Source organism: Geobacter sp. AOG1 (assembly GCF_019972315.1).
In the GTDB taxonomy this organism is placed as follows: domain Bacteria; phylum Desulfobacterota; class Desulfuromonadia; order Geobacterales; family Geobacteraceae; genus Geomobilimonas.
In genome coordinates this window covers 668,347-689,367 of the sequence record NZ_BLIZ01000001.1, presented here as the reverse complement: position 1 = coordinate 689,367, position 21,021 = coordinate 668,347, and the positions used below count along the sequence as shown (strand labels likewise).

The window sequence follows — 21,021 nt, the reverse complement described above, 5'->3', positions numbered from 1 at the left end:
TGCCAGTGCAACCTCACCGTCAACAGTTTTACCGGCGACAAGACCTCATTCAACCCCGGAGCCGGCCAGACCTTGAACTTTTCCATGGCCTTTACCGAGACCTACAACAACCCGGTGACATGGACCATTACGGTTGGAGGCAAGTCTTTCAGTAACTCCGACCCGTCGCCTCCTGTTTGGGACGGCACGGGAGCGGATGGCAGGGTCGTCCAGCCCGGGACCTACCCCGCCACCCTTACCGCTTCCGTCAATGGGGGGTGTTCGCAGACCATGAATATCAACGTTGATGTCATTGAATCTGGATCTGGCCAATGCCCGATCACCGGCAAAATAGGGCCATAGCCATAATTCGACGTAAAGATAATAGTGAAGACATGATTTTTCCCAACTGAAGGAGAAGCACTTGAACATAGGGAATTCAGAACCTTGTGTAAAAAAATCGGTTTCTCTCGTCCTCTGCACGCTCATGGCGCTGTCGTTCATGCTCAGTTCCAGTGCGGCATGGGGAAGCTCGGCAAACCTGGCAAATGGTGAGTTGTCCCATGACCAGGGACTCCTGTCCCTCAGGGGCACGGCCATGTCGACAACCATCACCCTCTACTACAAGAGCCTTCGTTCCAAAACCGGCGTGATGGGGCAAGGATGGACCCACAGCTATGATATCGGTCTGACGTCTGGCAGCAGCGGCTGGCTGGTTTTCGCGGAAGGGCCCACATCCCGGCTGTATAAGCCCTCCGGCTCAATCTACCTGTCCCAATCCGGCGATTACTCCACCCTGGTGAAAAACGCCGACGGGACCTGCGTCATTACGGAACAGAGCGGCCTCACCCACCGGTTCGATCCGGCTGGGAAAATCGTTTCACGTACCGACAAGAACGGCAACACCATGACCTTTGCCTACACGGGGGGGAACCTGACCGGCATAACCGACGGCGCCGGGAGAACCACCACTCTCGCCTACGATGCCAACAACGTTCTCACCTCCATCACCGATCCCAAGGGGAATGTCTATTCCTTCGCGTACACGACTGGTCTGCTCTCCTCCGTTACCAATCCCGATGGGGGGCAGTGGAGCTATACCTATGACGTCGGCGGCTTCATCCTCACTAAGACCGACCCCGCCGGCCGGGCCACGACCTACACCTACGATGCCAACCACAAGGTGATCTCCGGCACCGATCCGGCAGGGATAGCGAGAAGCGTCGTCTATCCCTCCTTGTCGGCAAGCGCCAGCGCCATCACCACCTTCACCGAGGCCGATGGCGGCATCTGGACCTACAACAACGACAGATCGAAGGGGACTCTTACCAGCAAGACCGACCCCTACCTCAACGTCACGAGCTACACCTACGACGCCAACCGGAACATGCTGACCAAGACCGAGCCGGTGGTCGGGACGACGACCTACACCTATGACGCCAACGGCAACATGACGTCGGAGAAGAACCCGCTCAACCAGACCACCACCTACACCTACAACGGCCTCGGCCAGGTGTTGACCAGCAGCGGCCCGCAGGGGACCACGACCAACACCTACGACGGAAGCGGCAACCTCCTCACCGCCACCGACGCGGCCAATGCGACCACCACCTACGAATACGACGCCAAAGGGAACATGACCAAGATCACCACCGCCAAGGGGCAGGTGACCACCATGACCTACGACAGCGCCGGGTTCCTCGCCTCCACCACCGACCCGACCGGCGCTGTCACCACCAGCACCTACGACGCCAACGGCAACCTGGCGACCCAGACCGACCCGGCCGGCAAGGTGACCACCTTCGAGTACGACGGCATGAACCGGCTCACCAAGGTCACCGACCCTCTCGGCAACGTCACCACCTACGGCTACGACAAGCGGGGGAACCGGACCACCGTCACCGATGCCAACGGCAACACCACCACCTCCACCTACAACGACGAGGGGCAGGTACTCACGAGCACCGATGCCCAGGGGAATGTTACCACCTATACCTATGGCACCAGCGGCTGCACCAGCTGTGGCGGCGGGGTGGGCAAACTGACGGCGCTCACTGACGCCAAGGGGCAGACCACCAACTGGCAGTACGACCTTCTCGGCCGGCTCACCCGGGAGACCGACCCCCTGCAGAAGAACACCGCCTATCAGTACGACCCTGCCGGGAACATGATCCTCAGGACCGACGCCAATGGCGTCGCCATCTCCTACGGCTACGACCCGCTGAAAAGGCTCACCGGCAAGGGCTATCCCGACGGGAGCAGCCTGACCTACACCTACGACACCACCGGCCGCATCCAGACCGCCGCCAACGGCAACGTCTCCTACACCTACGCCTATGATGCCGCTGGCCGGACGACGAGTGTCACCGACTCCCGCGGCTACACCACCACCTACGAGTACGACCAGGTGGGGAACCGGACCAAGATGACCTTCCAGCCCGGCACCGCCGACCAGCGGGTAACCACCTACGCCTATGACGACGCCGGCCGCCTGACCGGCATCACCTCCCCGGCGGGGACCTTCACCTACGGCTACGACACCCTCGGCCGGAGGACGTCGCTCGCCTACCCGAACCAGGTCACCGCCAGCTATGGTTACGACGACGGCGGCCGGCTCACCAGCCTCACCCATGCCGCCGGCGGCAACACCATCGCCTCCTTCACCTACACCCTCGACAAGGTGGGGAACCGGACGAGCAAGGCGGCGGCGGAGTTGGAAACCTACGCCTACGACCTCGTCTACCGGCTCCTTACCGTCACCGCCACCAAGCCCGAGGTCTTCAGCTACGACGCAGTGGGGAACCGTCAGACCGGCCCCGGCGCCAAGGACACCGGCTACCTGTACAATGCCGGCAACCAGATGACCCAGGGGCGGCGGCTCGCCTACGGCTACGACAACGCGGGGAACCAGACCACCCGGACCGTCGCCGGTGCGACCGACCGGAGCTGGACCCAGAGCTGGGACTACGAGAACCGGCTTGCCACCGTGACCATGTCCAAGGGTGCGGAGACGCGGATCGTCACCTTCCTCTACGACTCGCAGGGGCGGCGGACATGGAAGCAACTGACCACCACCGTCGACGGCGTTGCCGCGACCAGCAGCTGGCGGTACGTCTACGACAACGACAACATCCTGCTCGAAATCTACACCGACCCGAGCGGCGCGGTCGAGAAGACCTTCTACACCCATGGTGCAAACGTGGATGAGCACCTTGCGCTGGAGCGGAATGGCCAGTTCTACTACTATCACGCTGACGGGTTGGGGAGTGTCACTACCATCACAGACGCCAACCACAACGTCGTACAGAGCTACGCGTACGACTCCTTCGGGATGGTCAAGCCCGCAACCGGCTTCCGCAATAGCTACACCTACACAGGCAGGGAGTGGGATAAAGAGACGGGACTTTACTACTACCGTGCTCGCTACTATGACCCGATGGAGGGAAGATTAATCTCAAAAGACCCAATCTCCTTCGCTGGGGGGGACGTTAATCTCTATGGGTACGTTCAAAATAATCCAATCAACTATATCGATCCGACAGGGTTAGCTACTGTAACTAGTAATCCGTATATAGATGCTGATATGTTTTTTGATTACGTGGTTAGGACGATAAGAGTTAAAACAAATAGCTTAATGCGACCGCTTTGCAGGAAAGCCTGCGAATACTATTTTGATAAAATTGCGAGTAAATTGCGTGTAAAAGGACTTGCAAAGGAATGCGTCAATGAAGTTAAACCAGATATTTGTTCTGAACTGTGTGACAATAGACTTTTTAATGATGGGATAGATAATGATGTGCTTGATATTTATAATAATGGAATAACAAGTAATAAATAATAGGGGTTAAATAATGAAGCGTATTATTGTTTATATTTTGTTGATTATTTTAGGATATATATTTTTTCCAGTTGTTAGTGGTGGAATAAGTGGTGCATATTTTGTTGCTAAGGTGAATAGCGATATTACCTTGCAGGCTAAAATTAATAAAATATATAAGGATTATCCAAATAGTTTAAGTAATAACATTGATAGAAAACGTATTGTATATATGGCTTATTCAGAACGCATGACAAATACTGATAGATTAATAATAATTTCACTTATTAACATAGTAACATTTTCAGTTATTGGACTTGTCTATGGTTTTGCCTTGCGGAGTTATTTGCTATCAGGAGTTATTCCTTGTTTTATGTTAATGTTGACTTTACAATCATTTAGTTCAGATTATTTGATAATTAATAACAAAGTTGCTACTGTTATTTTTGGCTTACTGATTCAAATAATAACTATTTATTTATTTTCATATCTTGGCTGTGCCATAAAAAACAGGATGCAAAAGAGAAGCTCATAGGGGACATCCCTGACACAATACAAACAGCACTTATACCACCTGAGAACACGTAAAAGCAAAGATAGGTTCAATACTATTAGCCATTTGCACTGCATACAAGGAGTGGCAAGATGAAAAAAACCGGGATCGTGGTGACCATTCTCGTGCTGGTGGGGGCGCTCCTGCTCCCCTGGTCAGGTGCATGGGCGGCAACTGACGGCTTTTACCAGCTTTCGGAAACGACTGCTGCCTGGGATGGCACGGACGAAAGCCGCACGAAGGCGCCGACCCCCGACTATAACTACACCTACGGCGATGAGTCGAGCGTCACCTACTCCCTCCCGTGGGTCTTCACCTTCTACGGCCAGAGCTACGGCGCCATCACCGCCGATACCAACGGCAACGTTTGGTTCACCGCAGCCGGCTCTGCCCACTCTTTCAACCTCACCACCACCGGCCGCGGCCCGGTCATCGCCGCCTGGAACAACGACCTCTCCTCCTACTTCTACGGCGGTGTCTTTGTGCAGCACAAGACCAACCCGGAACGGGTGGTGGTCGAGTGGCAGACCGAGACCTACACCGAGCAGGGATATTATCGTCCCAACACCTTCGAAGTGGTGATCTTCCAGAACGGCACCGTCCGCTTCGACTACAAGTCCTTCACCACCGCCTATGGCAAGGACTTCGAGTCAGGGATTTCCAAGGGAGACGGGAGCACTCCTCTCAACATCACCGCGAATTACGGCAATGTCTCTTCTCTGGCTGGCCGGTCGTTTGTGATTGGTGTGCCTCCCATAGTGAATGTCGATCCGCACGCGCCCCTCACCAATGGTTCCAGTGCAACCTTCAACGGTTCCATGACGGAAGGGGCGACGGTGTCAGCCACCGTCAACACGACCGCCGTGGTGGGGACGGTATCCTATCCGACAGCAACCACCTGGAGCCTCACGGTGAACGGGCTTATGGAGGGAGAAAACGTTCTTGCCATCACGGCTACCAACCAGTCCGGGATCAGCACCACCACCCAGAAGACCGTGACCAGAGATAGTACTCCGCCGACCGTCCACATCATCGCACCGACCGGATTCATCCGCGAGGCAACGCCGGTTCTCAGATATACCGTGAGCGATGGAGATATAACGGTAATTGTCGACAACAATACGGTATCCAAGGTTGCTGGAGATCGTCTCGATACTCTAACTACCGGCGGCATCCACTCGCTTCGGGTGGAATCGCGCGATTTGGCAGGGAATATCGGCTTCGCCGAAAATGTCTTTACGGTTGACACAACCCTTCCTTATCCGTCGCCCCTAGCGGTGGACCGTATTGGCGTTTCCCACGGCAACGGCGAGTGGGACCTTGACTCGAACGGCAACGGCGCATGGGATGTTGGAAACAGTGCGTTTACGTTCGGCATGCCAGGTGATATCCCGGTAACCGGGGATTGGAACGGAGATGGCAGGAAAAAAATTGGCGTCTACAGAAACGGTCAATGGTATCTGGATATGAATGGTAACGGTGTCTTTGATCCGGGAGTAGATGCAATCTATAATTTTGGAAATCCTGGAGATGTTCCTGTAACCGGAGACTGGAACGGAGACGGCAGAACAAAAGTCGGCGTCTACAAAAACGGAGAATGGTATCTCGACCTGAACGGCAACGGTGCATGGGACGGCACACCAACCGACGGCCTGTATTCTTTCGGCGGTCTCACGGAAGACGTACCGGTCACCGGAAACTGGACGGGAACCGGAACCACGAAAATCGGAGTGTACCGTAACGGGACATGGTCCCTCGACCTGAACGGCAACGGCACATGGGACGGCACACCAACCGATGGCCTATACACTTACGGCATCGGTCTCGCGGGAGCCGTGCCGGTCACCGGGGACTGGACGGGCAATGGAACCAGTAAGTTAGGAGTTTACGATAACGGGTTATGGTATCTTGACCTGAACGGCAACGGAGTATGGGATGGTACGCCAACCGATACCATGCATGCTTTCGGTATCGGTCAAGCAGGGGCTGTACCCGTGACTGCTGACTGGTCAGGTAGCGGTACCACAAAAATCGGGGTGTTCGCAAACGGGGCATGGTATGTCGACCTGAGCGGTAACGGAGTATGGAATGGAGGAGATAGAGTATCTACGTTCGGGAATACTGGCGATATTCCGATAACCGGAGACTGGAATGGGACCGGCACCACTAAGAGCGGTGCTTATAATCCGACTACGAGCGCATGGCATCTGGACTTCAATGGCAACGGCATCTTGGACGGCCCGCCAACCGATAAATTGTACTACTTTGGCTTTACAGGCGCCATTCCCGTAACAGGAGACTGGAACGGGACCGGCACTACTAAGATCGGAGTCTACGACCCTGCTACGAGTGCATGGTACCTGGATTACAACGGCAACGGCGTCTGGGACGGTCCGCCAACCGACAAATTGTACTACTTCGGCTTTACAGGGGTCATCCCCGTAACAGGAGACTGGAGTGGGACCGGCATTACTAAGATCGGAGTCTATGACCCTACTATGAATACATGGTACCTGGACTACAACGGTAACGGCATCTTGGATGCCACGCCAACCGATAAATTGTACTACTTCGGCCTTACAGGTGCTACTCCCATAACAGGAGATTGGAACGGTAGCGGCACGAGCAAAATTGGGGTGTTTACGGACGGGACATGGTATCTTGACTCGGATGGCGATGGATCTTGGGACCCGGGAACAGATATCTTGTACTTGTATAGCTTTGGTGCTTCAGGTGATAAGCCTGTGACCGGAAAATGGTAGCATCGCGATTTCGCATGCGAACTTTAAAAGGTCTCATCGCTTGTTCTGATCGGACGGCAAAAATCTCAAAAAGGTTGTCGGAGACGAGCTGAAAAAGTTCCTAATTTCGTCCGCCAGGGGGAGCCAATAAAAACAGGCACTTACAAGTTTTCTTGTAGGTGCCTTTTCTTTTGAGATGTAATAAAGTTATCTGCTACCCCTCTTCCACAACAAAAAAAGCCGGAGAAAACTCCCCGACTCTTCCTCCCCTCACTACCCGCATTCTGCAGCCGCAGCAGGGATTTACCCTTTACTTGTTATAAAAATCCATGAACTGATGCCTGACACGCTCCTCCGGGTTCTGCTCATAGAATTCGTTCTCTGCAAATGAAAAACGATATTCGGAAATGTAGTCTTGGATTATGCGATAGGCCGCATTTATTTGACGGATTGCTTCCGGTTCGGACGTGACACAGGCATCAGGATGATGGCGCTTAACCAACTGTCGATGCCTGGCTTTGATTTCTCTCTGCGTCGCCCGTTCACCCAATCCTAAAATCCGCAGTGCCTCTTGTAAATCGGCATAGGTCATAGTGTGCTTAGTGCGTCCAGTCGATAATCTTCGTTTCGGGGCCGAGTTTATTCTCTACCGCTCCTTTGATTGCGGCAAAGTGCGGGCAGGAATATCCGATTGGGTTGCCGTTTTTCATACAGGAAGCGAATACGATTGCCTCAGCTCCACGGTCAACCATCATCTTGGCCCGTGTGACTGCCTTCTTGCCTGAACATCCACCACAGGAGAGAAACCCGATAATCTCTACCGGACCGGTTTCCTCGAAGGCCAATGTCCCCTCCTTGGCAGCCTTGAAATCGGTGCTGCCGGGGCACATGTCCTCGGTCAACTGACAACGTATGATGCCTATCTTCATATATCCTCCTTGTCACGTTTTTGAGCTCTAATAACGACGAAACCTCCAGCGCCGAAACCTTCGCGAACAGTTACGTCAGGTGGTTCTCCTGGAAGCAATGTCTGCCAGTATGAGAAGTCTTCAAAACCGGCTCTATGCAGTAACACCACCAAGTCACCTACAGAATAAAAGGTGGCGTCACGATAGAAAACGCTCTGTTCTTGCTTCTGCTCATAGCTGCGGCCAAGAGCACTCTCCCGGTCTATGAATCCGACGACAAGAGATCCTCCAGGCTTGAGTATGCGCCAAGCTTCCCGGAACGCTTTGGGTAGATCGTCAAGGAAGCAGACAACCGTGACCATGAGCGCATAATCAAAACTGTTGTCGGTAAGCGGAAGGGCTTCCGCCACACCTTCCAGCACTTCAACTCCTCGTTGTCGAGCCAGTTCAGCCATGCCAAGCGACGGGTCTACCCCTGTGGAGATACTGAGAGGAGCTGCAAAACGGCCTGTCCCGACACCAATTTCCACTCCTTGACCACTTTTGGGAACAGCAGCATATATTGCAGCAAGCTCTGCCTGGTAGAGGTCATGATGCCTTTCAAACCAGGAATCGTAATCGTTTGGCTGTTCATCAAAAGCTGTTGTCTTGGTCATTGTGGTTTTCGGCGGCCTCACGGGCAGTAAGAAGATCATCAGGTAAAAGGCTTCCTGAAGAGTAACCCGTAGTGGTGAGGCGGCAGGTTGTAGCGATTTCGCTCATTGAAGTTGAATCCAGCTTCCTTCCCCCATTCGATGCATTGTTCCGGTCGGGGACGGATCTCCATGGCCGGCCCGCGGGGCGTTGTGGGGTCGTAGTTCCAGTGAATCACCGCCAGCATGCCGTTCGGCTTGAGTACGCGAAGAGCCTCTTTCATTAAGGCCACCGGCTCTTCATGATGCAGGATATTGAAGAGCAAGGCAGCATCCATTGAGTTGTCGGCTAGGCCGGTGCCGGTGGCGACAAAGTCGCGGAGCGTAACTTTCACATTTTGTACCCCGGCATCTAGGCACTTCTTCTGAACTACGGCCGTCATCTCCGGTTCTATATCCAGGGCATGCACGGTTCCTGAAGCAATCGCGGCGGCGGCCAGGGTAAAGGTGCCATAGCCGCAACCAAATTCAACCAGGTCTTGAAGGCCACGGTCGAGACCAAACGTGGCCAGTACCTTGGCTGGCTCAAAAAAACCGTCCCACATTTCCTCATCCGGCATTCCGCTGTCACGAACCTTCATGCGTCTCCTCACCGTCCAGTGCCTGTTCAAGATACTCCTGCATTCGGCCCGCCGATGTTGCGATGTCGAGGGGAACCCATGCATCGTTAAGAAAGACGGTTGTTGCCGCTCTCAGCACATAGTTGGCGGCTTCCGGTGAATCAATCAGATGTATCGCTACGTCAATCGCCCCACCAAAGTGGTCCTTCATTTTATTGGCTACACCTGTAGCCATGGCGCAACTTGTTCAACCCTTACTTCCGGTGTGAAATACGACGAGCTTCAACATGGAAACCTCCAAGGGATAGATTCAGTTATGCTCCAGGAGTGCGGACAGTGCCAGTGCACAGACTTTCAACGCAGTTTCATGGCCATCGTCGCCACCCTTTTCAAAATCATCATCACGGGTGGCCATGGAATTTGTTATGTGGGCGAAGCAGATTACTGGCTTGTTGAGGGCCGTGCCCATCGCCAGCAAGGCGGCAGCTTCCATTTCCACGGAAATGATGCCTTCGTCTCTTCGTGCTGAAATCAGTTTCTGTGTCTCGCGGAATGGCGCATCGGTTGTCCAGGATTTGCCACGGATACACTGGAGACCAGCATCATTCAATTGCCGGGCTACTGCCTCCAGCAACGGTGATGATGCCTGTGCATAACGCTCGGGCGGCAGATAGTGATAACTTGTTCCTTCATCACGCAACGCCTGCTCGATTAACAAAAACAAGGGTGTCTGGAGCTGTTCGGCAATGAGTCCGGCTGAAGAGATGGTTACCAGTGCCCTGCACCCCAAGGCGAAGAGTTCTTCTGCTACAAGTACCGCGAATGATGCCCCGACAGTGCCGCCGATAATCCCGTATTCGGTTCCGTTAACCGACCAGCGGTAAAGGCGAGTATGGAAACAGGGCCAGGCTGGTTCGTGAGTTGCTGCCCCAGTCATCAGCAAAAAGTCCACCAGTTCGCCGTCAAAATCCAATAGGCAACCATGTGGCACTGTCAGCGATGGTAAATTCTTCTGAACTCTGGCGGCTTCCAGCATGTTGCCAGCAAGGAACACGGGTCTCTCTGCATGGTCGTGCTCAAAGAGAGGCACCTTGACTTCATCAGACACAGCAGGCACCTCCAGAACGTTTTTCCTGGTCAATCTCTTCCTTTGTCTTACGTGTAACCGGCTCCCCTGCGGCAAGTTGTGAAAGAATCGCAGACACGAGGTTGGGACGGCTTACGAAGTAACACCGTTGGGAGCCGTCCTGGGAGAAACTCACGATTCCCGCATTACGAAGTACGGTAAGGTGCTGCGAGATGTTGGACTGAGACGCAGGCAATATCTCTTGAATGTCGGTCACGCATTTGGTGCCTTTGAGGAGTTCCGCGACAATCTGAAGGCGTGTAGGGTGCGCTATAGCCTTTAAGAGTTCGGCCCATTCAAGTGATGTATTAAAATCCACGATGTTCTCCTTGCTGATATTCGAATATCCTAATATCAGCTCCAGGCGAAAAGTTCAAGAGTAAAAACTCCCGATCAGCGATAGCATCGAGAATTAGACCATCCAGCTTATCCAACGGTCAACGCTGTAACGTTGGCCTTGCACCATTTCTTGCGTCTGGCGGAGTTGGTCAGTTGGTCAGGGAATGAGGTGCGCTCGAGCCGATGTTTCACATCCTTTCTGTGGATGGATTGCAACAGTGTCAGTCATGTTGATAAGAAGATTTTCTAGCTTTGAAAAATGATTATGAAGGTGCTATAGAAAGGAGGGATGTATTTTTGAAGGCCCCATGTTACGGGGTGGTCTTTGGAGAAACTGGCCGCTTTAAGAATTCTATATGGAACGTCTACCAATAATGGGATTAGCCACCAAGGGACAACAAACTATGAGATTGTTAAACAAGTTAATGCTAGCAGGGCACCAAATATTTACAAAGCCGAGCACTCCAGTGCTGGAAAACGTCGGTAATTGCCCAACGTGTGAAAGCGAAGTCACATTTGTGGCCCGGGAAGCATGGCTTAGAGATCACTATTTCTGCTCAAAATGCGGAAGTATACCGCGCGAACGAGCACTAATGCTGACTATTGACACTTACTTTCCAGACTGGCGAAATTTAATTATTCATGAGTCCTCACCCGGAAATCGGGGCGCTAGTAAGCGTCTTGCGCAACAATGTAATCATTATATCCCCTCACAGTTTTTCCCCAACAATGATCCTGGAAGTATCGTAGGGGGTACACGCTGTGAAAATCTTGAGGCACTTTCATTTAACGATGAAAGCGTAGACTTGCACATCACGCAGGATGTCTTGGAGCATGTTTTCCATCCATCAAAGGTATTTAGTGAAATTGCTCGCACATTGAAACCAGGTGGGGCACATATATTTACTGTGCCCATTGTGAACAAATATAGGCCTTCCAAGCTTCGGGCACGATGTGACAACGGTGAAATAACCCATCTTGTGTCACCTGTATTCCATGGTAACCCAATAAGCGATGAAGGGTCCTTAGTTACTGTAGATTGGGGATTTGATATTTGCCATCACATATTTAAATCTAGTGGCCTTTTCACTCAACTTATTTACATTGATGACATAAGCAAAGGCATTAGAGCTGAGTATATTGAGGTTTTCATTACCTTCAAACTCAGTGATTCCGGCCGAGGAAATGCAATTCCATGAGATGTTTGCTAACAACTGGCAGCAAACGTAAACGAGCTGCTACGCTTAGAACCGTCATAAAAATTATATGTTCTTGCCAGTGACCAGATTAGTCCGCGCTGGGGAGCCTAGCAACAAGGGCTTACAGAGATTGTCTGTAAGCCCTTGTTGTTGTATTCTGGTTCCGTTGCACGGACCGTTTGCCGGCTTCCCCTAGAGGAACCGAGAGCCCACGGTTAGGTTCCTCATTATCAAGAATCATCCGTTACTTGTGTTTTTTCTTAGCATATTGTTACTGAGTAATATGTCGTACGGGTATCTGATCAGAGGTTTGAAGCTACTTAAACACTTAAGTAATTGCTTCAACGTATATTGCCCCTTATATAGTTCTATGTTGCTGTATTCAGTATATATAAATCGAGTTTTTGTTAAAGTATTCCGCCCTCCCTGAAACACGTCAATCTCAGCACCTTGAACATCCATCCACATTAAATCAATGGACTCTATGCCTTGTTCACTGCACCAAGTATCTAAAGTTGACGTTTTTACGGTTATTTTGTGGTCAAACGTAACTGACGGTACATATTTGAGATGTTCCAGTGGAGGTTTAATCGAGCCTGAACGATCCCATCCTTTAGCCATTATCTTTGCTGATTCTTCATCAAATTGACCGCCACTTTGGTAAAAAGTAATATCACCGTTATGCCCACTCAGCGCATTTTCAAATAGTGTAACGTTAGATCGTTGACCAACTTGCCGTTTGAATCGAGCTGCCGCCCTTGGATCAGGCTCAAAACAAAATATTTTAGGATTTTCAAATATCTCTAAAAACCACAAGGTGTGAGTTCCATCGTTGCAACCAATGTCAAGAATCGTGGGATCTTGTTTTCCGATGCATTCCCGTAACAATTCTTTTGTAATTTCTGAATGAGAGACTCGCGGTATTCCCTGGTAGGCATGGTAAATGGATGTCAATATGGTTTCCAAGCGAGGATACCGGGCAATAAAATTATAAATAAATTGCATTCCCACCCCAATTCTAGTTATTTCTGGAAGAGAACATTCCAGGCACTGGATCAAAAATTAATTTGCCTGCCTTACCGCTACTGCAACCGGCTCTTTAGTAAACCACGATTCTGCATTGTGCCTCTTTTCGGACGGCGAAAGTCTAATATATTTATTTATACCAATGTATCAGGGGGACATAATTACCACTCTAGGCATGAATTGCTGAGTAAAGTCGATCGAACTAATTGTTTTTAATGCTGGCAGTCGATACCTGTTGAGTTTTGTGGCAAAGTGTGATTGTACCCGCAGCTCCAGCTTCAATCAAGGCATTTTGTTTCCATAACTGTGGTAAATATGCCTAACGGGCCGCACAGCGTCCAAACCGTTGATGGGAAGCACCATTGTATCTGTCGGAACACCAACAAAAAGTCAAAGAAGAGTCGTTACTATTTTGCTCTGCCGCCTGCAACTGTCCGGACTGAACATCCAGATACTCGATCTGACTTGAGAAAAAAGTTGACAACCCTCCATGGAAATGTAAAATTCAGAAAAATTGTTTGAGAGTAGATAGACGATAATACTTAACCATTCGCAAGAATGGGGCGGAAAGCCTACGGGTCTTACTGAGACAGCCGGGTTGCCGAAATATCACACGATATTCGGTCCCGGCTTTTTTGTTGCCAAAAACATACGTGGAGGTTGCGTTAGCAAGAGGTTCGCCATTGAAGGGCGCGTAGTATGCCGGTTCGTGTCGGTGGCGGAAAGCGGCATCAAATCGGTTGGTGGTACACGATAATACTCAACCATCCGCGAGGATGGGGCGGAAAGCCTACAGGGTCTCACTGAGACAGCCGGGTTGCCGAAATGTCACCTTATCTTCGGTCCCGGCTTTTTTTTATCAATCATCATCGAGAAAGGTACCTTATTTATCCCATGCGCCGAATTGCAGAACTGTCACTCTTGACCAATTGGCTTTGTTTTATTGCTCTCTGTACGGTCATTGTATCTCTCAATGGCTGTGCCGCTATGAAAAATGTCCAGGAGCCAAGCCATCCTGAAAGCGAGATCAAACGAAACGATTTTCCGGTTGCACGAGGAGAAGACGTCGTTGGCCAGCTGGCAATCATCAAGCTTGAAGAGGGTGATACGCTGCCGGATATTGCGCGACATTTCGGCCTGGGGATCAATGCGATCAGCGCCGTCAATCCAGGGGTAGATGTATGGGTGCCCAAGGCCGGAGAGCGCATCACGTTGCCGCTGAGTTTTATCCTGCCGGACGCACCCCGAAAAGGGATTGTGATCAATCAGGCCACCATGAGGCTCTTTCAATTCAAGGGGGATAGTCCGTCATTGGTGGTCTCGACCTATCCGGTCGGTGTCGGAACCGAAGAGCGGCCTACCCCCATGGGCCAAACGCGTGTGGCGCGCAAGGCACCCCGACCGACCTGGCATGTGCCCGCGTCAATTGCCGAGGACCATCGGAAAAAAGGAGATATTCTGCCCGCAGAAATTCCGCCGGGACCTGAGAATCCTTTGGGAGAATACGCGCTCTATTTGAGTAAAACGGGTTATTTGATCCATGGTACCAATAAACCGGCCAGCATCGGTCTGAGAGCAACCAATGGCTGCATGAGACTCTATCCGGAAAACATTGCGATGCTTTACAAGGACACCCCGGTCAATACGCCGGTACTCATTGTTAACCAGCCCTATCTCATAGGCCAACGAGATGGCGTGCTTTACCTGGAAGCCCATACCCCTTTTGAAGGCTCGGGCACTGGCGAGCTGGAGAAGATAAATGCGAAATTGAGAAGTATTGAAAAGCAGTCGGCGCGCACGCTTGACTGGAAAAAAGTCAAGGAGGTGCAGGCCGAGGCCCGAGGAATTCCTGTCCCCATCCTGGAGATGGGGCAAGGAGGTTACAAAGAGGAGGTGAAACCGATAAAAGTCGAGCATCCGGACACGTTATACGGCAGACCGGCCATGCCGGAACTGAAACTGGAGGCATGGTATGTCCTGGCTGCAGATGTGCGTGAAGAGATCGATGCCCGGAGGCTTGCCGCCATTATCAACCACCAGGGGCCGCCAATACCGGCAAGGGTACTGTCAAAGAGCAGCGGTTACCGTGTTGTCGCCGGCCCTTTCGATGATATCGGTGCGGCCAGAGAAGCAACCAAACGTTTGAAAATCGATTTGGACATAGATGGCATAGTGATAGAACCGGCTAAGCAGATATAGAACCGAAAGGAGGTGATTGGAGTCGAAGCAACGCTCTTTTGGTAATCTCAACAATAAACTAGACAAAAAGGAGGAATTAAAGATGAAGACACGTCTTTTGGTGATCTCAATGATGCTCGTTGTTGGTGCTGCGGTGTCGGGTTGTGCAACATCCGGTGACCTTGAGAAAGTGCAGGCGCAGCAAAATCTTATTAATGCGAAAGCCGAGCAGGCATTGCAGGATGCGCAAGCTGCCAAGGCTGCCGCCGATGCAGCCAAGTTAAAGGCAGATGATGCCACCGCCCGCGCCGATAGTGCTGAGAAGGCGGCAGCGGAACGAGAAAAAATCGCAGACGAAAAGGCGCAAAGAGCCGACGCCGCTTTCCAGAAATCGATGAGGAAATAGGTTGACTATTAACGTTGCCCGTGGTGCTTCGGATGATGAAGTGGCAGGGTCTCGATAACCCTGCCACTTCATCATCCGGCATTTCAGGTCTCTCAGTGCATTCAAACAAATTACTTGTTAGGTTAGTGTATGTCACGTATGGCAAAAAATCAGAGCAGGATGGGTGAGCGCCTTTGTCTTTTCTTTATCTACAGCATATTCGTGCCAATTCTCATATCCGGATGCAGTCACTTTGATGAAGGCTATCAGGCCAGGTCAACCTTCAAGGAAGCGAATGACCTGTTCAATCAGGGAAGCTACAACGCCTCTCTGGACAAATATGAGCAGATTGTTGCGAAATATCCTGCGAGGGGAGACAGGGTGCTCTTCGAGATGGGTATTATTTATGCGTATCCGAAGAATGGGCAAAAAGATTATCAGAAATCACAGGAATGCTTTCAGAAAGTGATAAAGGATTACCCCGAGAGTAGTTACCGGCAGAACAGTGAGACAATGATATTCTCTATCAATAATGGCGTTATCAAGGACAAAACGATTGCTATGCAGCAAGCGCAGATTGACACTCTCCATAAAGAGCTTGAAAGCAAGGGAAATGAAGTTATTACACTGCAAAAAAAGATTGATGTGCTTGAACAAGAGGTTAGGAACAAAGAGGATGAGAAGGTTAAATTATTTGTAAGCCAGAAGGGAACAGCAGATAAGATCCTGATAGAAAAACAAGCCCGCCGATTGACGTTGATCTCAAAGGGTGAGGTGCTCAAAACCTACAAGATAGCCTTGGGGGGAAACCCGACTGGCCCAAAGGAAAGGCAGGGGGATAACAAGACCCCGGAGGGAACCTACGTCATCGATTCAAGAAACAAGGGGAGCCTCTATCACCTGGCTCTTCATGTTTCCTACCCAAACGAGAGAGACAAAAAACGGGCAAAAGAACTGGGCGTTTCTCCGGGCGGCAACATCATGATCCACGGCATCAAGAATGGTTTCTCGTGGGTTGGTGATGCTCACACAGAGGTTGACTGGACGAAGGGGTGTATTGCCGTAACAGACGAAGAAATAGAGGAAATTGGCAAGTTAGCGTCAAATGGTACGCTTGTCGAGATAAGGCCCTAAAAAACGGCTGTTTTTCATGTGTATCATGACTCTGCCGTCGCGCGCAGAAAATGTAAGGCTCCCTGCAAAGGCACAATCAGTTCTTCGCTTTCCTGTTTTTCAACACCTCATCCAAAAGCCTGGCAGCCCTTGACGCTTCATCTTTTCCGACCTTGTTGCCGAGCACGGACACGAACTGCCTCAACTGAGCCTCGGTCAGGCCGACGTTCATACTGACGTTCAGATGTGCCTGCAGTTGGGGATTGACGCCGTCCATGCTGGCCAAAGCCGAAACGGTGGCAATCTCCCTGCTCTGAAAGTCCAGGTTGTCACGCCCGAAGATATCGCCGAACAGGTGGCCTTTTAAAAACTGGTCGATTGCGGGAGCGAAGGTATAGAGTGCCCCGGTGACCGGCTTTCCGACCAGGCGCGTCTGAATGTCCGTGCCAAGCTCGATGCTGCTCTTGTTGACTGGCAAGGGGCTTGCCTCCCTGCCAGTCTCGTCCTTGATCCCCTTCTTCTGCCGCTCTTCCATAACACCCATGAAGGTGCCGATACCGTTCAGGCTGCGCGGGAAGCCGGTATACGCGTACAGTTGCACCAGGATTTCCTTGATTTCGTTCACGGTCAGGCCGGCATCCAGACCTTCATTCAGGGCGACTTTCAGTTTTTCCGGATCACCCTTGGCGGTAAAGGCTGCAATGCTGATGATACCTTGCTGTCTTGCACTCAGTGCCTGATTTTTGTCCATGTCTTGTGCCTCCGCAATGGCTACAATGCTACATAACAAGGCAAGCATGATCGCCAGGAACTCGGTAATCAGTCTATTCATGCTTGCCACCCGGTTTACCGTTGTACTGCTCGTCGGTGACCTTTTCCATCCATTCGACGTTCTTGCCGTTGGCTGTCCCGGTGAGGGCGATATGCGTCATTGCGGTAGTGGGTGAGGCTCCGTGCCAATGCTTTATCTTCGGCGGGCACCAGATCACGTCACCGGCTTTGATTTCCTCTACCGGGCCGCCCCACTCCTGGGTCCGGCCAACGCCAGAGATAACGAGCAGTCTCTGCCCGGTCGGGTGAACATGCCATGCAGATCTGGCCCCCGGCTCAAAGGTCACATACGCACCGGAGAATGGTGCCGCATCATTGGCAGGAAACAGAGGATCGACACGGACATTTCCGGTAAAGTATTCGGCAGGCCCTTTGATGGAAGCCTGAGAGCCGGCCCTGGTTATTGTTTGGGATTGTTTGTTTTCTTCCGCGGCTTCTGCCTTGCTGGCAAAAGCACCCATTGATGCAAGAAGAGATAGCGATACGACCAATGTTATGAATTTCATGGTTCCTCCTCGACGCAGTCTCGATTCATTATTCGGATCAGAGCGTGATCAACTCATACTGACCGTTGCCCATGTTCATCTCTTTCATGTACGACAGCTGGCGCAGCCCATTCCGGGATTCAATGCGTTCCTTCAGGTCGTGCAGTTCCGCTTCGGGCAGCTTATACACCATGTCGATGGAAGCCTGCTCCACGGCCAATAGATCGGTGGAAGCCAGGATGCCCAGATCGTGCGCTTTGACCGGAGCTGCTTTGGTGCCGGCGCAGTCGCAGTCCACGGACATGTTGCGCAGCACATTTATATAGACGATCCTTTTGCCGAAGTGATCCGTGGTGGCTTTTGCCGACTCCACCATGTTTTCCTGGAAAGGCTCGCCTTTAAGCCAGCTCTCGTAATGCTCATTGTCCGGGGCGGCGTGGACCATTTTCTTGCCAATGGGCCCGTCCGCGCAGCCTATGGCGATATTCTTCAGTGAACCACCGAAGCCGCCCATGGCGTGCCCTTTGAAATGGGTCAGCACAACCATCGAGTCATAATTGAGCATATGCTTGCCTACCGACATCTCCTTGAAGCGCTTCCCCCCCTTAACCGGGATCATCACCGCCCCGTCCTCGTCCATGATATCCACGGGGCAAAAATCCCAGCCATTGATCATGATGGTCTCGCGATGGTCTGCCGTAGTAAATCTCTTCCCCTTGTACAGGGTGTTGGTTTCCACCAGGTTGCTGTTGGCAATCTGCTGTTGCAGGGCCTTCACCATGTCATGCGGTAGTATATTGGGGCCGTGCGGCTCGCCGGTGTGTACCTTGATCGCGACTTTTCCGGTTATCTCCTGATTGATTTTAGCATAGACTTTCAGTAGTCCGGCGGCGCTGATGTCATTGGTGAAAAAGACCGGGGATTTCCCCTGTTGCGCGGCAAAAGCGTCGCCTATGCCGGAATATCTGCTTACGGCTACGGTTCCCAGGGCAATTGCCCCAGTCTGCAGAAATTTTCGCCGTGAAATGCTGTTTGCCATGCATCACCTCCTTTTCAGGTTAACGCAGCTCCTTGCCGAAGAACTGGGCCAATTTATCCATGGCCTGCTTCACATAGTCCGGTTTCCAATAGGTTTCGATGTGAGTTGCACCGTCAATCAGGAATAATTCTTTAGTTTGCGCGCTGGTCGCGCCTTGAAAAGCACTTTGGGTCATATACAGAGAATCGGCTTTACTCCCTGCCATCATCAGTAAGGGTTGGTTGATCAAGTCCATATTGCTGGCGGCATCGAAATTCATCAAATCGAGCAGACTGCTCATCGTGTATTTGAACGTTGAGTTGGGGTGGGCGTGCGTCTTGCCGTAGTATTCGAAGCCCTGACGATAAAGATCAAACGGGAGCCTGGCAATTTGTTCATCCGTCAGCTGAACATCACCTGCATAGATAATCTTCCCGCCCGCGGCTTCCTGTGCACGAGCGTCAGAGGCTTGTTTTAAGCGTTCCTGTATGGTGGCTACTTGCGAGTCCATATAGCCGTTTCGTCGCACCAGGCCGGAATTAAACATGCTCAGAGTGGCAACGGCCTTAAAACGCTTGTCCGTTTGGGCTGCTTTTAATGCGTAACCGCCGCCGCCACAGATACCCAGTAAGCCTAAACGGTCAGCATTTACACCAGCATACTGAGTGATGAAGTCAGCCATGCCTCGAATGTCTTCAATCCGGTTTGCCGGCTTATCCACATTGCGGGGCAGACCACCACTGGCACCTTGATATGCCGCATCAGCAGTAATGGTGATGTACCCCTGTTCAGCCAATCGCTGAGCATACAAGCCGGCGACTTGCTCTTTCACGCCACCATTGGGGTGAGCCACCACCACCGCCGGATACTTATTACTTGGGTTATAGTTCGCAGGGGTATAAACGTTAGCAGAAATATCGATACCATTCAGTTTGTACGTGACGGGATGAATATTGACTTTGCCCTTTGCGTTTTCGGTGATCGCACCGTCATAGGTCAGAGTATACGGATTTAGTTTATAGTCTGCTGCCATGGCTGCTCCTTGTGAAATAGTAATAGTTGCTGTTAATGCCATTGACATAAGAATTGCCATCCATAATGTTGCGTTTCTGATGTTTGACATTGTTTTCACGTTTCTCCCGGTTGTTTTTAATTTAATGTCCCCGCTAATGGAGTTCCACGGCAAGCTTCGGGAATGGGGAGGTTTCGGGTACAGAGGCGATAGCTGCTCCAAGCCAGGCAATGGTCTGCCCGAGATGGAGCATATTCCGCATGGCCTCCTCGTCGCCACTGACCTCGCCTTTATCCGTTCCCAGTCCCAGGTTCCAGTACAGCGAGCCGGGAACGATCATGGAGGATATGAGGAACATGTTGTTTATGGTGTTGAACACATGGGTCGCGCCCGCGCGCCGGACCGCCACGACGGCTGCACCGATCTTGCCGCTGAACGCCCCGCCGTTGGCCAGCGCTACAAAGCCGGCCCGGTCGATCAGCGCCTTCAGTTCGGAGGTGACATCGGCGAAATAGGTTGGTGAGCCGAGAATGATTGCATCTGCTGCATACATTTTTTCCAGGTATTCGTTAACAACGTCCTCTTCGATGACACACTTTCCATTCCGCCTTTCGACGCACATCATACAGGCATGGCATCCCCACACACGGTTTCCGCCGATCCGCAGGTACTCCGTGTCCCATCCGGCGGCTTCCAGAGGTTCGAGCACCTTTTTGAGCATGATCTCCGTATTGCCACCCGGCCTGGGGCTTCCGTTTATAGCTACAGCTTTCAATATCATATCCTTTCAACTGTTACGGACTACCTTGTTGATGATTTCACCGTACCTCAGAATGAGCAAAGACAGATAGACCGATCCTGTCCAATTATTGCCTAATAGTATGATGCTTTGGATAATAGGTTTATAACGCGCAGTGGGATTGGTCAGAAGGTTGGCAAATAAACCGATGAGAAATGAGCCGGTTATGGGGAAGAGCTAGGTATCACAGGGCTTTAAGTCTTAGGAAAGAGGTATTGTCTGATGAACCGAAAATGCGGCATTGACCTCGGCGCGGCAGT

The 21,021-nt window shown here is 51.7% G+C and carries 21 protein-coding genes and 2 riboswitches; of the genes, 8 read left to right on the top strand and 13 right to left on the bottom strand.

The genetic code is table 11. The annotated features are described in order from the left end of the window. The 4 genes from LDN04_RS03040 to LDN04_RS03025 all read left to right on the top strand — a co-directional run. Positions 1-342: hypothetical protein (locus LDN04_RS03040; protein ID WP_223906207.1), on the top strand; the 342-nt coding region annotated here is incomplete at its 5' end. A 61-nt stretch (positions 343-403) separates the two neighbouring features. Next, complete coding sequence (locus tag LDN04_RS03035) at positions 404-3,817, top strand: RHS repeat-associated core domain-containing protein (RefSeq protein ID WP_223906205.1); 3,414 nt, start codon at positions 404-406, stop codon at positions 3,815-3,817. Positions 3,818-3,830: 13 nt separating this feature from the next. After that, positions 3,831-4,331 carry a hypothetical protein gene (locus LDN04_RS03030; RefSeq protein WP_223906203.1) on the top strand — a complete coding sequence of 167 codons (501 nt, stop codon included), beginning with the start codon at positions 3,831-3,833 and terminating at the stop codon, positions 4,329-4,331. 110 nt (positions 4,332-4,441) lie between these two features. Next, positions 4,442-7,111 carry a hypothetical protein gene (locus LDN04_RS03025; protein ID WP_223906201.1) on the top strand — a complete coding sequence of 890 codons (2,670 nt, stop codon included), beginning with the start codon at positions 4,442-4,444 and terminating at the stop codon, positions 7,109-7,111. A gap of 289 nt (positions 7,112-7,400) precedes the next feature. Here LDN04_RS03025 and LDN04_RS03020 read toward each other — a convergent pair whose 3' ends face one another. The 7 genes from LDN04_RS03020 to LDN04_RS02990 are packed head-to-tail and all read right to left on the bottom strand — an operon-like array spanning position 7,401 to position 10,695. Further along, positions 7,401-7,682: a J domain-containing protein gene (locus tag LDN04_RS03020; protein WP_223906199.1), complete on the bottom strand. Its 282-nt coding sequence runs from the start codon at positions 7,680-7,682 to the stop codon at positions 7,401-7,403. Positions 7,683-7,689: 7 nt separating this feature from the next. Further along, positions 7,690-8,019 carry a CGGC domain-containing protein gene (locus tag LDN04_RS03015; RefSeq protein WP_223906197.1) on the bottom strand — a complete coding sequence of 110 codons (330 nt, stop codon included), beginning with the start codon at positions 8,017-8,019 and terminating at the stop codon, positions 7,690-7,692. Continuing rightward, a complete protein-coding gene (locus tag LDN04_RS03010) occupies positions 8,016-8,654 on the bottom strand; it encodes a class I SAM-dependent methyltransferase (protein ID WP_374045160.1) in 639 nt (212 codons plus the stop codon). Before LDN04_RS03010 ends, LDN04_RS03015 begins: the two co-directional genes overlap by 4 nt. A gap of 38 nt (positions 8,655-8,692) precedes the next feature. Beyond that, complete coding sequence (locus tag LDN04_RS03005) at positions 8,693-9,271, bottom strand: class I SAM-dependent methyltransferase (RefSeq protein ID WP_223906193.1); 579 nt, start codon at positions 9,269-9,271, stop codon at positions 8,693-8,695. Next, entirely contained in the window at positions 9,258-9,539 is a 282-nt protein-coding gene (locus LDN04_RS03000; RefSeq protein WP_374045128.1) for an HSGNPxU motif (seleno)protein, read from the bottom strand. Before LDN04_RS03000 ends, LDN04_RS03005 begins: the two co-directional genes overlap by 14 nt. A gap of 21 nt (positions 9,540-9,560) precedes the next feature. Continuing rightward, positions 9,561-10,358 (bottom strand): nucleoside phosphorylase, encoded by a 798-nt coding sequence (locus LDN04_RS02995; RefSeq protein ID WP_223906189.1) that lies wholly within the window; start codon positions 10,356-10,358, stop codon positions 9,561-9,563. Next, a complete protein-coding gene (locus LDN04_RS02990) occupies positions 10,351-10,695 on the bottom strand; it encodes a helix-turn-helix transcriptional regulator (protein ID WP_223906187.1) in 345 nt (114 codons plus the stop codon). The genes LDN04_RS02995 and LDN04_RS02990 overlap by 8 nt, the downstream gene beginning before the upstream one ends. A 376-nt stretch (positions 10,696-11,071) precedes the next feature. Between LDN04_RS02990 and LDN04_RS02985 the strand changes: the two genes are divergently transcribed. Beyond that, on the top strand, positions 11,072-11,914 hold the full coding sequence (locus LDN04_RS02985; RefSeq protein WP_223906185.1) for a class I SAM-dependent methyltransferase: 843 nt from the start codon (positions 11,072-11,074) through the stop codon (positions 11,912-11,914). A gap of 237 nt (positions 11,915-12,151) precedes the next feature. Here the strand turns inward: LDN04_RS02985 and LDN04_RS02980 are convergent, their stop codons facing one another. After that, positions 12,152-12,880, bottom strand: a complete 729-nt coding sequence (locus LDN04_RS02980; RefSeq protein WP_223906183.1) for an FkbM family methyltransferase — start codon at positions 12,878-12,880, stop codon at positions 12,152-12,154. A 590-nt stretch (positions 12,881-13,470) separates the two neighbouring features. Continuing rightward, a riboswitch (cyclic di-GMP riboswitch) is annotated at positions 13,471-13,546 on the top strand. Between the two features lie 142 nt (positions 13,547-13,688). After that, a riboswitch (cyclic di-GMP riboswitch) is annotated at positions 13,689-13,765 on the top strand. A 69-nt stretch (positions 13,766-13,834) separates the two neighbouring features. Between LDN04_RS02980 and LDN04_RS02975 the strand changes: the two genes are divergently transcribed. From LDN04_RS02975 to LDN04_RS02965, 3 genes are all read left to right on the top strand, one after another. Next, positions 13,835-15,139, top strand: a complete 1,305-nt coding sequence (locus LDN04_RS02975; RefSeq protein ID WP_223906181.1) for a L,D-transpeptidase family protein — start codon at positions 13,835-13,837, stop codon at positions 15,137-15,139. Between the two features lie 82 nt (positions 15,140-15,221). Continuing rightward, positions 15,222-15,524, top strand: a complete 303-nt coding sequence (locus LDN04_RS02970; RefSeq protein WP_223906179.1) for an Lpp/OprI family alanine-zipper lipoprotein — start codon at positions 15,222-15,224, stop codon at positions 15,522-15,524. A 138-nt stretch (positions 15,525-15,662) separates the two neighbouring features. Beyond that, positions 15,663-16,637, top strand: a complete 975-nt coding sequence (locus tag LDN04_RS02965) for a L,D-transpeptidase family protein (RefSeq protein WP_223906176.1) — start codon at positions 15,663-15,665, stop codon at positions 16,635-16,637. Positions 16,638-16,713: 76 nt separating this feature from the next. Here LDN04_RS02965 and LDN04_RS02960 read toward each other — a convergent pair whose 3' ends face one another. The 5 genes from LDN04_RS02960 to LDN04_RS02940 are packed head-to-tail and all read right to left on the bottom strand — an operon-like array spanning position 16,714 to position 20,737. Further along, entirely contained in the window at positions 16,714-17,448 is a 735-nt protein-coding gene (locus LDN04_RS02960) for a carboxymuconolactone decarboxylase family protein (RefSeq protein WP_223906174.1), read from the bottom strand. Further along, on the bottom strand, positions 17,441-17,953 hold the full coding sequence (locus LDN04_RS02955) for a cupin domain-containing protein (RefSeq protein ID WP_223906172.1): 513 nt from the start codon (positions 17,951-17,953) through the stop codon (positions 17,441-17,443). The genes LDN04_RS02960 and LDN04_RS02955 overlap by 8 nt, the downstream gene beginning before the upstream one ends. Before the next feature lie 37 nt (positions 17,954-17,990). Further along, positions 17,991-18,971: a DUF362 domain-containing protein gene (locus tag LDN04_RS02950; RefSeq protein WP_223906170.1), complete on the bottom strand. Its 981-nt coding sequence runs from the start codon at positions 18,969-18,971 to the stop codon at positions 17,991-17,993. A gap of 19 nt (positions 18,972-18,990) precedes the next feature. Beyond that, positions 18,991-20,073 (bottom strand): alpha/beta hydrolase, encoded by a 1,083-nt coding sequence (locus LDN04_RS02945; protein ID WP_223906169.1) that lies wholly within the window; start codon positions 20,071-20,073, stop codon positions 18,991-18,993. A 43-nt stretch (positions 20,074-20,116) separates the two neighbouring features. Beyond that, complete coding sequence (locus tag LDN04_RS02940) at positions 20,117-20,737, bottom strand: flavodoxin family protein (protein WP_374045126.1); 621 nt, start codon at positions 20,735-20,737, stop codon at positions 20,117-20,119. Positions 20,738-21,021 lie beyond the last annotated feature (284 nt).

Bases quoted from the DNA above. Each gene is read 5' to 3' on its own strand.
- LDN04_RS03025 (WP_223906201.1), top strand. From the start codon at position 4,442: ATGAAAAAAACCGGGATCGTGGTGACCATTCTCGTGCTGGTGGGGGCG.
- LDN04_RS03005 (WP_223906193.1), bottom strand. From the start codon at position 9,271: ATGAAGGTTCGTGACAGCGGAATGCCGGATGAGGAAATGTGGGACGGT.
- LDN04_RS02945 (WP_223906169.1), bottom strand. From the start codon at position 20,073: ATGTCAAACATCAGAAACGCAACATTATGGATGGCAATTCTTATGTCA.
- LDN04_RS02950 (WP_223906170.1), bottom strand. From the start codon at position 18,971: ATGGCAAACAGCATTTCACGGCGAAAATTTCTGCAGACTGGGGCAATT.
- LDN04_RS02965 (WP_223906176.1), top strand. From the start codon at position 15,663: ATGGCAAAAAATCAGAGCAGGATGGGTGAGCGCCTTTGTCTTTTCTTT.
- LDN04_RS02955 (WP_223906172.1), bottom strand. From the start codon at position 17,953: ATGAAATTCATAACATTGGTCGTATCGCTATCTCTTCTTGCATCAATG.
- LDN04_RS03010 (WP_374045160.1), bottom strand. From the start codon at position 8,654: ATGACCAAGACAACAGCTTTTGATGAACAGCCAAACGATTACGATTCC.
- LDN04_RS03020 (WP_223906199.1), bottom strand. From the start codon at position 7,682: ATGACCTATGCCGATTTACAAGAGGCACTGCGGATTTTAGGATTGGGT.
- LDN04_RS02960 (WP_223906174.1), bottom strand. From the start codon at position 17,448: ATGAATAGACTGATTACCGAGTTCCTGGCGATCATGCTTGCCTTGTTA.
- LDN04_RS02970 (WP_223906179.1), top strand. From the start codon at position 15,222: ATGAAGACACGTCTTTTGGTGATCTCAATGATGCTCGTTGTTGGTGCT.
- LDN04_RS02985 (WP_223906185.1), top strand. From the start codon at position 11,072: ATGGAACGTCTACCAATAATGGGATTAGCCACCAAGGGACAACAAACT.
- LDN04_RS03030 (WP_223906203.1), top strand. From the start codon at position 3,831: ATGAAGCGTATTATTGTTTATATTTTGTTGATTATTTTAGGATATATA.
- LDN04_RS02975 (WP_223906181.1), top strand. From the start codon at position 13,835: ATGCGCCGAATTGCAGAACTGTCACTCTTGACCAATTGGCTTTGTTTT.
- LDN04_RS03015 (WP_223906197.1), bottom strand. From the start codon at position 8,019: ATGAAGATAGGCATCATACGTTGTCAGTTGACCGAGGACATGTGCCCC.